Annotated in this window: 11 protein-coding genes; 7 read left to right on the top strand and 4 right to left on the bottom strand. The window is 64.6% G+C overall.

Annotated features, from left to right (window positions below):
* Positions 1-201: 201 nt before the first annotated feature.
* Both ggt and AB7245_RS00395 read left to right on the top strand, forming a co-directional pair.
* Positions 202-1,881 (top strand): gamma-glutamyltransferase, encoded by a 1,680-nt coding sequence (gene ggt, locus AB7245_RS00400; protein ID WP_063980154.1) that lies wholly within the window; start codon positions 202-204, stop codon positions 1,879-1,881.
* Positions 1,882-2,125: 244 nt separating this feature from the next.
* Positions 2,126-3,223: a sensor histidine kinase gene (locus tag AB7245_RS00395; RefSeq protein WP_063980153.1), complete on the top strand. Its 1,098-nt coding sequence runs from the start codon at positions 2,126-2,128 to the stop codon at positions 3,221-3,223.
* An 88-nt stretch (positions 3,224-3,311) separates the two neighbouring features.
* Here AB7245_RS00395 and AB7245_RS00390 read toward each other — a convergent pair whose 3' ends face one another.
* Positions 3,312-4,670 (bottom strand): serine protease, encoded by a 1,359-nt coding sequence (locus AB7245_RS00390; RefSeq protein WP_439033817.1) that lies wholly within the window; start codon positions 4,668-4,670, stop codon positions 3,312-3,314.
* A 234-nt stretch (positions 4,671-4,904) separates the two neighbouring features.
* Here AB7245_RS00390 and AB7245_RS00385 point away from each other — a divergent pair, with 234 nt between their 5' ends.
* A complete protein-coding gene (locus AB7245_RS00385) occupies positions 4,905-5,708 on the top strand; it encodes a HesA/MoeB/ThiF family protein (protein ID WP_039155124.1) in 804 nt (267 codons plus the stop codon).
* A gap of 9 nt (positions 5,709-5,717) precedes the next feature.
* On the opposite strand, the gene AB7245_RS00380 is transcribed toward AB7245_RS00385, so the two are convergent.
* Positions 5,718-6,725 carry an aldo/keto reductase gene (locus AB7245_RS00380; protein ID WP_063980152.1) on the bottom strand — a complete coding sequence of 336 codons (1,008 nt, stop codon included), beginning with the start codon at positions 6,723-6,725 and terminating at the stop codon, positions 5,718-5,720.
* Between the two features lie 119 nt (positions 6,726-6,844).
* Here AB7245_RS00380 and AB7245_RS00375 point away from each other — a divergent pair, with 119 nt between their 5' ends.
* On the top strand, positions 6,845-7,756 hold the full coding sequence (locus tag AB7245_RS00375) for a LysR family transcriptional regulator (protein WP_063980151.1): 912 nt from the start codon (positions 6,845-6,847) through the stop codon (positions 7,754-7,756).
* Positions 7,757-7,759: 3 nt separating this feature from the next.
* Here AB7245_RS00375 and AB7245_RS00370 read toward each other — a convergent pair whose 3' ends face one another.
* Positions 7,760-8,761 carry a 2-hydroxyacid dehydrogenase gene (locus AB7245_RS00370; RefSeq protein ID WP_028149823.1) on the bottom strand — a complete coding sequence of 334 codons (1,002 nt, stop codon included), beginning with the start codon at positions 8,759-8,761 and terminating at the stop codon, positions 7,760-7,762.
* A gap of 312 nt (positions 8,762-9,073) precedes the next feature.
* Here AB7245_RS00370 and AB7245_RS00365 point away from each other — a divergent pair, with 312 nt between their 5' ends.
* Positions 9,074-9,604, top strand: coding sequence for an SH3 domain-containing protein (locus AB7245_RS00365; protein ID WP_039155120.1), 531 nt, complete (start codon positions 9,074-9,076; stop codon positions 9,602-9,604).
* A gap of 154 nt (positions 9,605-9,758) precedes the next feature.
* Here the strand turns inward: AB7245_RS00365 and irrA are convergent, their stop codons facing one another.
* Entirely contained in the window at positions 9,759-10,250 is a 492-nt protein-coding gene (gene irrA, locus AB7245_RS00360; protein WP_063980150.1) for an iron response transcriptional regulator IrrA, read from the bottom strand.
* A gap of 352 nt (positions 10,251-10,602) precedes the next feature.
* Between irrA and fabA the strand changes: the two genes are divergently transcribed.
* Positions 10,603-11,124, top strand: coding sequence for a bifunctional 3-hydroxydecanoyl-ACP dehydratase/trans-2-decenoyl-ACP isomerase (gene fabA, locus AB7245_RS00355; protein ID WP_063980149.1), 522 nt, complete (start codon positions 10,603-10,605; stop codon positions 11,122-11,124).
* Between the two features lie 40 nt (positions 11,125-11,164).
* On the top strand, positions 11,165-12,388 hold the full coding sequence (gene fabB / locus AB7245_RS00350; RefSeq protein WP_063980148.1) for a beta-ketoacyl-ACP synthase I: 1,224 nt from the start codon (positions 11,165-11,167) through the stop codon (positions 12,386-12,388).
* The last annotated feature ends 45 nt before the right edge of the window (positions 12,389-12,433 follow it).

Here is a 12,433-nt window from a genome sequence, read left to right as displayed (position 1 = left end):
CCACGCGAACGTGCATCGCTTCTCGATGCTGAGCTCTACTCGCTCAGGACGTGCCCTGCCCGATCCAAAGGGGACCGCGGATGTCCGAATCAACGCTAACGATGATGGCAGAATCGGGAATGCCAGCTAATCCGTACCAATACTGGACCCGTCATCGCGCGTATGATGTGCTTGCCGCCGTGAATAAAAGGGGCAGGCGGCATGGGCGGAAACTGGCGCGACCGGACGGCAACGATCTTTGAATGCGAGAAGATGCCGGCGGTCTCGAGCCGCGGCATGGTGGTCAGCAACCATCCGCTGGCCTCCAGCGCCGGCGCCGAGATGCTGGCCGCGGGCGGCAACGCCATCGACGCCGCGATCGCGACCCTGTTCACGCTGACCGTGGTCGAGCCGATGATGGTCGGCATCATCGGCGGCGGCATGGCGCATATACGTCTGGCTGACGGCAGCCACCGTTTCATCGACGGGCAGAGCACTGTGCCCGCGGCGGTACGTGACACCAGCTATACCTCCGCGCCAGGCGCGGCGCATGACGTGTTCGACACCGTCGGCAACGAGAACCTCAACGGCCCGAAGGCGGTCGCCACGCCGGGCTCGCTGAAAGCCTGGTGCGAGACGCTGCGCCGCTTCGGCACCATGAGCCTCGCGGACGTCATGCAGCCCGCGATCAAGCATGCCGCGCGCGGCTATGCGGCGACGCCGTATTTGCACGAATGCATCAGCGAGAGCGCTGCCGAGATGCGCAAGGACAAGCCAATTGCGGCGATCTATTTGCCTGATGGCGAGCCGCTCAAGGTCGGCGAACGCGTGGTGCAGGCCGAATATGCCGAGACGCTCCGCACCATCGCCGACCACGGCGAGACCGCGCTCTACGAGGGGCCGCTTGGTGACATCCTCGTCGACTACATGGAGAAGGCCGGCGGCTTCATCCGCCGCAACGATCTGACCGGCTACAAGACCGTCGAACGGCAACCGATCCGCGCCGACTATCGCGGCTGGACCATCCTTGGCCCGCCGCCGCCCGCGGCCTCCGGCGTGCACATCGCGCAGATGCTGAACATTCTGGAGGGTTATGACATCGGAGGCCTCGGCTTCGGCACGCCGGAGACGATCCACTATCTCGCCGAAGTCCTGAAGATCGCCTTTGCCGATCGCGCCGCGGCCAGCGGCGATCCGGATTATGTCGGCGTCCCCGTGGAGCGGCTGACGTCGAAGGCCTATGCCGAGGAACGCCGCCGCGCCATCGATCCGGCGCGGGCCCAGGCCTGGGGCGCCGGCGTCTCGCAGCTCGAAGGCGCGCACACCACGCACATGACAGCGGCAGACGCGTTCGGCAACGTCGTCGCGACCACGCAGACCATCAACAATCTCTTTGGCGCCAAGATCATGATTCCGGGCCTGGGCGCCATCGCCAACAACTACATGAACCTGTTCGATCCGCGTCCCGGCCACGCGCTGTCGCTGGCGCCGGGCAAGCGCGTCACCACCTCGATGTCGCCGATGATGGCGCTGCGCGACGGCAAGCTGCGCTATGCGCTCGGCCTGCCCGGGGGAAAACGTATCTTCCCCAGCGCGATGCAGGCGCTGGTCAATCTGATCGACCACGGCATGAGCCTGCAGGAAGCGGTCGAGGCGCCGCGCATCTGGACCGAAGGTAACGCGCTCGAAGTCGAGCAGAAGGTGCCGGAGGCCGTGCGCGCGAAGCTTGCGGGCCTCGGCCACAAGGTGCAGCCCGTTGCGACGGTGGCGGGCGGCATGAATGGCATTGCCTTCCACGACGACGGCACCATGACCGGCGCCGCCTGCTGGCGCGCGGACGGCACGCCGGTCGGGATCTCTGGAGGGCTTGCGCGGAGCGGTGTCAGGTTCAGGTTGAGCTGACCGCGCATTCACAAGGACGGTGCGCTCGTACCTCTTGTGCAACTGACGTCGTCCAATCGCCGGCAGGTGTCGCGACCGCAAATCCAGCGGTTCGCGGTTTTCGAACCTCCGCGGTATTTTTCGGTGCGAGGCAGATGTCGCCTATGCGGCCCGATCCGCGCAGATGACGGCACAAGTTCGGCAATGTAGGGTGCGGAACACTGGCGGCAGGCTCGTCGATCAGCGTCTGAGTAAGGCTGTGCGTATGGGCGGCGATATAAGCGGCGACTTCCTGGCCGGCGGCGGCGAGATGGGCGCTTTGACGCGAGCGTTTGACTGGTCGAGCACATCCGTGGGCTCTCCGGACACTTGGCCCCAAAGTCTTCGAGTTACAGTGCGGCTCGTTCTCACCTCGCGGCACCCGATGTTCATTTGGTGGGGACCAGAACTCATCCAGTTCTACAACGATGCATACCGGGAGACGATGGGGCCGGAAAGGCACCCAAGCGCTTTGGGCGCGCGCGGCCGTGAGTGTTGGGCCGAGATCTGGGACATCATTGGTCCCCAGATCGAGTACGTCATGTCGGGCAAGGGGGCGACCTGGAATGAGGACCAGCTGGTACCGGTGACTCGTCACGGGCGCCGCGAGGACGTTTGGTGGACGTACAGCTTTGGTCCAATTGATCTTGAAGGCAAGGTGGGCGGCGTGCTTGTCGTCTGCAGGGATGTCACGTCCGAGCATATGGCAAGGGAAGCGCTGAACCTCATCAATGAGGAGCTGAAGCACCGCGTCAAGAACACGCTCGCAGTGTTGAGCGCGGTAGCTGCCCAGACATTTCGTGACCCGACGAGCAAAGCCGATCTCGAAAAGTACCAGGCACGGCTCGGCGCGTTTGGACGAGCGCAGGATCTGCTGACCGCATCAAATTGGGCGGCCGCGCCACTCCACGATGTGATCGGCACTGCTCTTGCACCTTATCGGACAGGCGAAGGCCGCTTCATCGTCTCGGGTCCTCCACTCGTCGTGAAATCTCGACAAGCGCTGGCTCTGTCATTGGCGCTCCACGAGCTCGCGACCAACGCTTCGAAGTACGGCGCTCTGACCGTAGCGGGAGGCTGCGTATCGATTACATGGTCAACCGAGGCTCAGGATGGCGAGTCAAAATTTGTCTTTGTCTGGCAGGAGATTGGCGGTCCGTCCGTATCGAAACCCGTCGGCACAGGCTTTGGCTCCAGGCTGATTTCCCGGGTGCTGAAGGACGATTTCAGCGGTTCCGTTGACGTTTCGTATGGCGCAGCCGGGCTTACATGCAGGCTGACCGCGCCCCTCGAAAATCTGGGACCTTCGCCAAAGAGCACGTGAGACCGTGTAGGAGCTGCGTGGCTCAACGGAGAGGGCATTGCGTTCCGCACCGCGTCCGGGACACGAGAGAAGTGTTATTCTCTCTCGCCTACTTCCGCACGCAGATCACGCGGACGACGGCCGCCTTCGCATCCGTCGACGTGCCGTTCGCCGTGACATCGTTCGCCTTCAGGAAATTACGCACCGCTTCTGCAGACACCATCACCGCCTGCGACGCCGGCACCGATGTCGCGGGCCCCGCGACCATCGCCGGCTTCAACAGCGCGACGCCGGCGAACTTGCCGTCGCCGTCGATGGCCGGGCTGCCCGAGAAGCCGACCGCCGGTGGAGGCGACAGCGCGGAATCGCTTGCTGTGACCGGCGCCAGCGCGCCCTTGAGGCTCGATACGCCCGCAGCTCCGCCCTGGCTCTGCGGATCGGCAATGCCGATGACATCGACGCTCGTCTTCGCTGTGCCACCGGTGAGGCTGAGCGGCTTCAGGCCGCGCGCGCCGTAGATGTGCAGGAGCGCGAGATCGTGCTCCTTGTCCTCGGCGAGACGGTCGGCGCTGCCATAGCCGGCAATCGTGATCGCGAGACAGCTATCGGTGACGAGGCGGTCGGTGACAATCGCACCATCGTCGCTGACGACGACGCCGGTGCCGTATTCGACGGTCTTGCGCGGCGGCGGCCCGGCCTGCGGGCCCGTCGGAAACGCATTGAACGCGCTCGACATCGCGATCACGACCGGCTCGACGGTGTTCTCGGTCGCCTGGTCGTAGAGGATCGTCATGGTGCGGACTTCGTCGCCCTTAAAGGTGCCTCGCACGTAGAATTTCTTGAGGCCCTGCAATCCCGACAGCACGAAGAAGTCGGGCTTCACCACGGTGTAGTCGACCTTGCGCCCCGACGGCTCCTTCTCCAGCTCGGCGAGTTTCGCCGTGGTCGGGTTCGCTTCCTTGCGGCGGCTCAGCAGCACCTGCACCGTGCCGGTCGGCGAAGTCCATTTCGAGCCGTTGGCGTCGGTCGCCTGCTGCGGCACCAATTTGCCGGGGATGCCGAGCCGGGCGCCGCTGGTCGGCTCCATCACGATTTTCCAGCCGACGCTCTCCTGCTCGCGCCGCGCGGTCTCGGCGAGCGCAGCGCGCTCCTGCGGATTGAGCACGCCGGTCGGCTTGCCACCCTTGGCCTTCTGATATTCCTTGATCGCCTCGACCATGCGCGCGCTGACGTCGCCGGTGATGGCGCCGTTATATTGGCCGACCCAGGCGAGGTCGGACTGGAGCGACAGCCGTTCCGCCTGCGCCATCGCATCGGCCGTCGCCGACGGCGTCTGCAGTGCGGGAGGCCGGATCGGCACGGTCTGGACCGGCTTCGGCTTGGTGCCGGGGATCTCTGGCGTCGTCATCTGGGCGCTAGCGCCTGTGGCAGCCGCGAACATCAGTGTTGCCGCAAGCATCGATCTCATGACAAATCCAGCCAGCCCATTGAACGTGCTACCATTGAAGCACATCTCGTTGGTCGCGAACAATGTTGGGGTGGTTCAGGCAAAGAGCTGAGCCACACACCCAGGTCCTCATCCTGAGGAGCGGTCGAAGGCCGCGTCTCGAAGGATGGCTGCAGGCGAGATCGAGGCCTTCATGGTTCGAGACGGCGCTTTGCGCCTCCTCACCATGAGGGTTTGAGAGAACGAAGGACGACGATGCTGAGCCCGGACGAACTGGAACGCTATGCCCGCCATATCGTGCTGCGCGATGTCGGCGGGCCGGGTCAGGCCGCGCTGAAGCGGGCCTCCGTGCTGGTGATCGGCGCCGGCGGGCTCGGCGCGCCCGCGCTGATGTATCTGGCGGCCGCCGGCGTCGGCACGCTCGGCGTGGTCGATGACGACGTGGTCTCGCTGTCAAACCTCCAGCGCCAGGTGATCCATACGACGCCCGATATCGGCCGGCACAAGGTCGAGAGCGCGGCCGAGCGGATCTCCGCGCTCAATCCGCATGTCCGCTTCGTCGGCCACGCCACCTGGCTCAATGCCGACAATGCGCTGAGCATGATCGGAGACTACGATCTCGTGCTCGACGGCTCCGACAATTTCTCGACGCGTTATCTGGTCTCGGACGCCTGCTTCTTCGCGAAGCGGCCGCTGATCACGGCGGCGCTCGGTACCTTCGACGGCTCGCTCACCACCATCCGCGCGCATGAGAAGAACGAGCAGGGCGTGTTCAATCCGACCTATCGCTGCCTGTTTCCGGAAGCGCCGCCGCCCGGCACGGTGCCTGCCTGCGCCGAGGCCGGCGTCATGGGCGCGCTTGCTGGCGTGATGGGCTCGATGATGGCGCTGGAGGCGATCCGCGAGATCGTCGGCTTCGGCGACGGCCTCGTCGGCCGCCTCCTGATGATCGACGCGCGCGCGATGCGCTTCGAGACGCTGCGCTACGCGCGCGATCCGGCCAATCCGCTCAACGGCGATGGGCCTGTGATCACCGATCTCAGCGCCCATCGCACCTGATCGCCGCCGCTACCGCGTGGCCGGCTTCTCGCTGTCGAGATGCGCCATCTGCTCGGCCGCGTAGCGCGTGCCGGAAGCGACGTCGGGCGGAAATGCTTTTGCAAGCGCCGCGAGATGAGCCGGCGTCAGCGTTACCTTCGCCGCGCCGAGCGCTTCGGTGAGACGGTTGCGCGTGCGTGCGCCGACCAGCGGCACGATCTCCTTGCCTTGAGCCGCCACCCAGGCGATTGCGACCTGCGCCGGCGTTGCGCCGATCTCTGCGGCGATCGCCCGCAGGGATTCCACCAGCGCGAGATTGGCGTCGAGATTTGCGCCCTGGAAGCGCGGCGTCATCAGCCGGTAATCCCTGCCGGTCTTGCCGGAGTCCTTCGACCAATGGCCGCTGATCAGGCCGCGCGCCAGCACGCCGTAAGCGGTGATGCCGATGCCGAGTTCGCGGCAGGTCTTGAGGATGCCGCGTTCGATGCCGCGCTCAATCAACGAATATTCGATCTGGAGATCGGCAATCGGATGCATGGCGTGCGCGCGGCGGATGGTGTCGGAGCCGACCTCGGACAGGCCGATATGCCTGATGTAGCCGGCCTTCACGAGATCGGCGAGGCCGCCGATGGTCTCTTCGATCGGGACGTTGGGATCGAGACGCGCGGGACGGTAGACGTCGATGTAGTCGGTGCCGAGGCGTTGGAGCGAATAGGCGAGGAAGTTTTTGGTCGCGGCCGGCCTTGTGTCCATGCCGGAGAATTCGCCGGCGGGACCGCGCAGCGCGCCGAACTTCACGCTGATCTGCACTTTTTCGCGCGACACATCCTTCAGGGCCTCGCGCACCAGCATTTCATTGTGGCCCATGGCGTAGAAATCGCCGGTGTCGAGCAGCGTGATGCCGGCATCGAGCGCCGCATGGACCGTGGCGATGCTTTCGCCGCGGTCGGCGGGGCCATAGACCTCCGACATGCCCATGCAGCCGAGACCAAGGGCGGAGACGGTCGGACCGGTTGAACCGAGTTTGCGCTGTTCCATGATGGCTCTCCTCAAAAGGCGGCAGGCTGATCGCGCCGCGTGACGAGGCCAGATATGCGCCTGACCGATTAGGCCGATAAGCTGGACAATCCAGAATAGCTTGTTCATCATAGCGAACAATGACCGAGCCCGATCTGCGTGATCTCGACGTCTTCGTGGCGGTTGCCCGCACCCGCAATTTCCGGCGTGCGGCGGTCGAAATTCGCGTGTCGGTGTCGAGCCTTAGCCAGCGGCTGCGGGATCTGGAGGAGCGCCTTGGCGTCCGCCTGATGAACCGCACCACCCGCAGCGTCGCGCTGACCGAGGCGGGCGAGCTGCTGTTGTCCCGCATCGCTCCGGCGCTGCGCGATGTCGGCGATGCCCTGGATCAGGTCCGCGGCTTGCGCGAGGTGGCCTCGGGCCGCCTGCGCATCAACGCGCCGCCGCCGGCGGTGGACCTCGTGCTGGCGCCGATGGTCGGGCCGTTTCTCGCGACCTACCCGCAGGTCGATCTCGACATCGTTTCCGAAAGCGGCTTCGTCGACATCGTCAGCGCGGGCTACGATGCCGGCGTGCGTTATGGCGAGCACCTCGCGCAGGACATGGTGGCGATCCCGCTGAGCGGTCCGCAGACCTATGTCGTCGTCGCATCGCCTGCGTACATCGCGCGCCGCGGCACGCCGAAGCATCCGAAGGATCTGCTCGACCATGACTGCATCCGCGCCCGCTACTCGAGCGGCGTCATGCATGATCTGGAGTTCGAGAAGGCTGGCCAGATCGTGAAGGTCGATCCGCCCGCAAAGCTGATCTCGACCAACATGGGCCTTGCCATGCGCGCTGCGCTCGACGGCGCCGGTATCTGGGCGACGCTCGATGGCTACGTCCATGACGCGGTGAGGTCCGGCGCGCTGGTCAGCTTGATGGAAGATTGGTGCGAGCCGTTTCCGGGCCCGTTCCTGTACTATCCGAGCCGGCGCCAGACGCCGCCCGCGCTACGCGCGTTCATCGATTTCGTCGCGGATTGGCGCAAGCGCGAAACGCGCGGCAAATAAACCTCAGAGCATGCTCGGCAGTACGCGGTCCGGCGGCTTGTGCGCGTCGAGGAAGGTGCGGATGTTGATGATCACCTTCTCGCCCATCTCGACGCGGCCCTCGATCGTGGCCGAGCCCATATGCGGCAGCAGCGTCACCTTGCCGGCCTTGGCGAGCCGCACCAGCTTTGGATTGACCGCGGGCTCGTGCTCGTAGACGTCGAGGCCCGCGCCGCCGATCTCGCCGCCCTCGATCAGCTTGATCAGCGTGTCCTCGTCGGTCACCTCGCCGCGCGCGGTGTTGACGATGTAGGCGTCCTTGCGGATCAGCTTCAGCCGCCGCGCCGACAGCAGATGATAGGTCGCCGGCGTGTGCGGACAGTTCACCGAGATGATGTCCATCCGCGCCAGCATCTGGTCGAGGCTTTCCCAATAGGTAGCCCCTAACTCTTCGGCGATCTTCGGGGCCACGGGGCGACGGTTGTGATAGTGGATCTGGAGGCCGAAGGCGCGGGCACGGCGCGCGACCGCCTGGCCGATGCGGCCCATGCCGATGATGCCGAGACGCTTGCCGCCGATGCGGTGGCCGAGCATCCAGGTCGGCGACCAGCCGGGCCAGGGCTTTCCTTCGGTCAGGATCGAGGCGCCTTCGATCATCCGGCGCGGCACCGCCAGGATCAGCGCCATGGTCATGTCGGCGGTGTCTTCGGTCAGAACTTTTGGTGTGTTGGTGACGGTGATGCCGCGGGCATGCGCGGCCTCGACGTCGATGTTGTCGACGCCGTTGCCGAAATTGGCGATCAGGCGGAGCTTGCAGTCGGGCTGGTTGACGATGTCGGCGGTGATGTGGTCGGTGACGGTCGGAACCAGCACGTCGGCGGTGCGCGCGGCCTCGGCGATCTGCTCGGCCGACATCGGTGTGTCCTCGAGATTGATCCGCGCGTCGAACAGCTCGCGCATCCGGGTCTCGATCGAGTCCGGCAGCTTGCGCGTCACCACCACGAGGGGCTTTTTCTTCACCGACATGTCATGCCCTCATGAGGCGCCGCAAGCCGCCTCTGTTACCAAAGGCCGGCCGTTGAGGCCTCATTAACCCGGTTGTTCGACACTGCCTTTGCCGTGTCGTCCCCGGCGCTTCCTTCAAGCTCTCCCGACATTTCCGGCTGGAAAATCGGGGCAAACTGGTTGTTCAAGTGTCCGTCCTCTCTAGCAGAAGGCCGGGCCAAGACAAGAACCACGGGTTAAGGCTTCGGGAACACTGGCGAGGGGCTTGCGCGGCAGGTTCGGAATTTAGGGTGAGGGCCCGGCGCGGCGGGGCCCTCGACAGGAGACGGGTTGATGGCGTTGGGGCGTTTTTGTTCGGTGATGGCGCTCGTTTGCACCTGGTTGAGCGCCTCGGTCAGCCCCTCCCATTCGGCGAAGGACAGCACCCCCCAGACCGCGAGCGGCCTGCCGGTGCCGCGTTATGTCAGCCTCAAATCGGACCACGTGAACGTCCGCGCCGGCCCGACCAAGGACAATGACGTCGCCTGGGTCTACACCCGCGCCGGCCTGCCGGTCGAAATCACCGCCGAGTTCGAGAACTGGCGCCGGGTGCGCGATTCCGAAGGCGCCGAGGGCTGGGTCTATCATTCGCTGCTGTCGGGCCGCCGCACCGCGGTCGTCACCATGAAACACAAGGACGAGCTCGCGCCGATCTACGACCGGGCCGATCCTGACAGCGCGGTTGCGGCCAAGCTCCAGGCCGGCGTCGTCACGCAGGTCAAGAAGTGCACTGCAAACTGGTGTCGCGTCACCGGCAACGGCTTTGACGGCTGGATCCAGCAGGAGCGCCTCTGGGGCGTCTATTCGGACGAGCAGGTCAACTGACGCCGTAGGCGTCATCCCGGGGCGATGCGCAAGCATCGAACCCGGGATCTCGAGATTCCGGGCCTGGTCCTTCGGACCATTCAGGAATGACCGTGCAAATAGCAATGGCCGGGACAAGCCCGGCCATGACGATCAACTCAACAATGTTGGATATTCAGCGCTTCTTGCGCAGGCGCACGACCATGTCGATGCGCGCGATCTCGTAACCCTCGGGCACCTCCGGCATCTTGGACAGTGCCAGATGCGGATCCTCGATATCGACCAGCTCGTGGCTGTTCTCGAGGTAATAATGGTGGTGGGTGGTGACGTTGGTGTCGAAATAGGTCTTGGTGCCGTCGACGCTGACCTGGCGCAGCAGGCCGGCATCGGTCAGCTGGTTCAGCGTGTTGTAGACGGTCGCGAGCGACACCGGCACCTTGGCCAGCGTCGCCTCCTCATAGAGCATTTCAGCCGTGAGGTGGCGAGCACCCTTGCCGAACAGGAGCCAGCCGAGCGCCATGCGCTGGCGCGTCGGACGAAGCCCCGCGGACTGGAGCATTTCGTTGACGTCGTGCCACGGGCAGCCGGTCAAGGCCGGCTGGCGGCCGGACAGGAGGGCGGCGGAATGGACGTCGTCGTCGTGATGGGGCGCGGGATTCTCGCTCATTTCCAGATTTCGGGCACGCGTGGACACTGCATCTATATGCAATATATGGACAGATAGATGCAGATGCAAGTTTCTCGCAACTAGAGAGGTTCTAATGAGAAATGGAACCGGGCGAGCAGGTGGTCACTTTACCTTCATGAGATCGCTTTGCCACCCGAAATGCCTGTGTTAGAGAGCCCGCGGTTCCGCTTGGCCGATTATGGCGCAGCCGGGCATTGAGGCCCGGCCCGCAGTCCATCCTGGCTCGTGGCAGTCGCGCCTGATGACGGGAATTGGCGCGGCTTTCCGAACGAAACGGGGCCCATTTTCGCCAGAAACGCCGCTCAATCGGGATTTGAACAGAGGCTTCCGCATGCTGAACAGGCGCAACGGCTACGAATACGAAGATCTGCTGGCATGTGGCCGCGGCGAAATGTTCGGCCCGGGTAATGCCCAGCTGCCGCTGCCGCCGATGCTCATGTTCGACCGCATCGCGGAAATCAACGACAATGGCGGCGAGTTCGGCAAGGGAATGGTGCGGGCCGAGCTCGACGTGAAGCCCGACCTCTGGTTCTTCGGCTGCCACTTCAAGAACGACCCGGTCATGCCCGGCTGCCTCGGCCTCGATGCGCTGTGGCAGATGGTCGGCTTTTATTTGGGCTGGAGCGGCGGTGAAGGGCGTGGCCGCGCGCTTGGCCTGAACGAGCTGAAGTTCAGCGGCCAGGTGCTGCCCGAGGCCCGTAAGGTTGTGTACAACATCGATATCAAGCGCGTGATGCGTTCAAAGCTGGTGCTCGGCATCGCCGACGGATGGCTTTCGGTCGATGACCAGATTATCTATCGCGCGAAGGATCTGAAGGTCGGCCTGTTCAAGCAGGGCGTGAGCCTGGGCTGAGCGCATCACCAAGAAAGACAATGATTTAGGCGAGGCTGTCATGAGGCGGGTTGTGGTCACCGGGATGGGTATCGTCTCGTCCATCGGAAACAACACCCAGGAAGTGCTTGCGAGCCTTCACGAGGCGAAGTCAGGCATTACGCGGGCTGAAAAATATGCCGAACTCGGCTTCCGTTCGCAGGTGCAAGGTGCGCCGACGATCGATCCCGCGACGGTTGTCGACCGGCGTGCGATGCGCTTCCTCGGCCAGGGCGCGGGGTGGAATCACATCGCGATGGAGCAGGCGATCCAGGACTCCGGTCTGTCGCCCGAAGAAATCTCCAACATCCGCACCGGCATCATCATGGGTTCCGGCGGCCCGTCGGCCCGCACTATCGTCGAATCCGCCGACATCACCCGCACCAAGGGGCCGAAGCGCGTCGGACCGTTTGCCGTGCCGAAGGCGATGTCGTCCACGGCCTCCGCGACGCTCGCGACGTGGTTCAAGATCAAGGGCGTGAACTATTCGATCTCCTCGGCCTGCGCGACGTCGAACCATTGCGTCGGCAACGCCTATGAGACGATCCAGATCGGCAAGCAGGACATCATTTTCGCCGGCGGCTGCGAGGAGCTGGACTGGTCCCTCTCGGTGCTGTTCGACGCCATGGGCGCGATGTCGTCGAAGTACAACGATACGCCCGCCACCGCCTCGCGTCCCTATGACGTCAACCGCGACGGCTTCGTGATTGCCGGCGGCGCCGGCGTGCTGGTGCTGGAAGAGCTCGAACATGCCAAGGCGCGCGGCGCGCGCATTTACGGCGAGATCGTCGGCTACGGCGCGACGTCGGACGGTTACGATATGGTCGCGCCCTCCGGTGAAGGCGCCGAGCGCTGCATGCGCATGGCGATGTCGACGGTGAAGACCAAGGTCGACTACATCAATCCGCACGCGACCTCGACGCCAGCAGGCGATCCGCCGGAGATCGACGCGCTCCGCAGGGTGTTCGGTGCCGGCGAGAAGTGCCCGCCGATCTCGGCGACCAAGGCGCTGACCGGCCATTCGCTCGGTGCGACCGGTGTGCAGGAGGCGATCTACTCGCTGCTCATGATGAACAACGGCTTCATCTGCGAGAGCGCTCACATCCAGGAGCTCGATCCCGTGTTCGCCGACATGCCGATCGTGCGCAAGCGCATCGACAACGTCAAGATCGGCACCGTGCTGTCGAACTCCTTCGGCTTCGGCGGCACCAACGCCACGCTGGTGTTCAGCCGGCTGGATGTGTGAGCCCAGCACTCTGTCATGCTCCGCGAAAGCGGGGCATCCAGTACG

The sequence above is a fragment of the Bradyrhizobium sp. 604_D8_N2_3 genome, from assembly GCF_051810765.1.
GTDB lineage: Bacteria > Pseudomonadota > Alphaproteobacteria > Rhizobiales > Xanthobacteraceae > Bradyrhizobium > Bradyrhizobium barranii.
The sequence above is the reverse complement of the archived record's forward strand: the minus strand, read 5'-3'. Positions and strand labels throughout refer to the sequence as shown.

Coding starts and splice junctions, on each gene's coding strand:
- fabB (WP_063980148.1), top strand. CDS start 11,165: ATGAGGCGGGTTGTGGTCACCGGGATGGGTATCGTCTCGTCCATCGGA.
- AB7245_RS00380 (WP_063980152.1), bottom strand. CDS start 6,725: ATGGAACAGCGCAAACTCGGTTCAACCGGTCCGACCGTCTCCGCCCTT.
- fabA (WP_063980149.1), top strand. CDS start 10,603: ATGCTGAACAGGCGCAACGGCTACGAATACGAAGATCTGCTGGCATGT.
- AB7245_RS00395 (WP_063980153.1), top strand. CDS start 2,126: ATGGGCGGCGATATAAGCGGCGACTTCCTGGCCGGCGGCGGCGAGATG.
- AB7245_RS00370 (WP_028149823.1), bottom strand. CDS start 8,761: ATGTCGGTGAAGAAAAAGCCCCTCGTGGTGGTGACGCGCAAGCTGCCG.
- irrA (WP_063980150.1), bottom strand. CDS start 10,250: ATGAGCGAGAATCCCGCGCCCCATCACGACGACGACGTCCATTCCGCC.
- AB7245_RS00390 (WP_439033817.1), bottom strand. CDS start 4,670: ATGAGATCGATGCTTGCGGCAACACTGATGTTCGCGGCTGCCACAGGC.
- AB7245_RS00365 (WP_039155120.1), top strand. CDS start 9,074: ATGGCGTTGGGGCGTTTTTGTTCGGTGATGGCGCTCGTTTGCACCTGG.
- AB7245_RS00385 (WP_039155124.1), top strand. CDS start 4,905: ATGCTGAGCCCGGACGAACTGGAACGCTATGCCCGCCATATCGTGCTG.
- AB7245_RS00375 (WP_063980151.1), top strand. CDS start 6,845: ATGACCGAGCCCGATCTGCGTGATCTCGACGTCTTCGTGGCGGTTGCC.
- ggt (WP_063980154.1), top strand. CDS start 202: ATGGGCGGAAACTGGCGCGACCGGACGGCAACGATCTTTGAATGCGAG.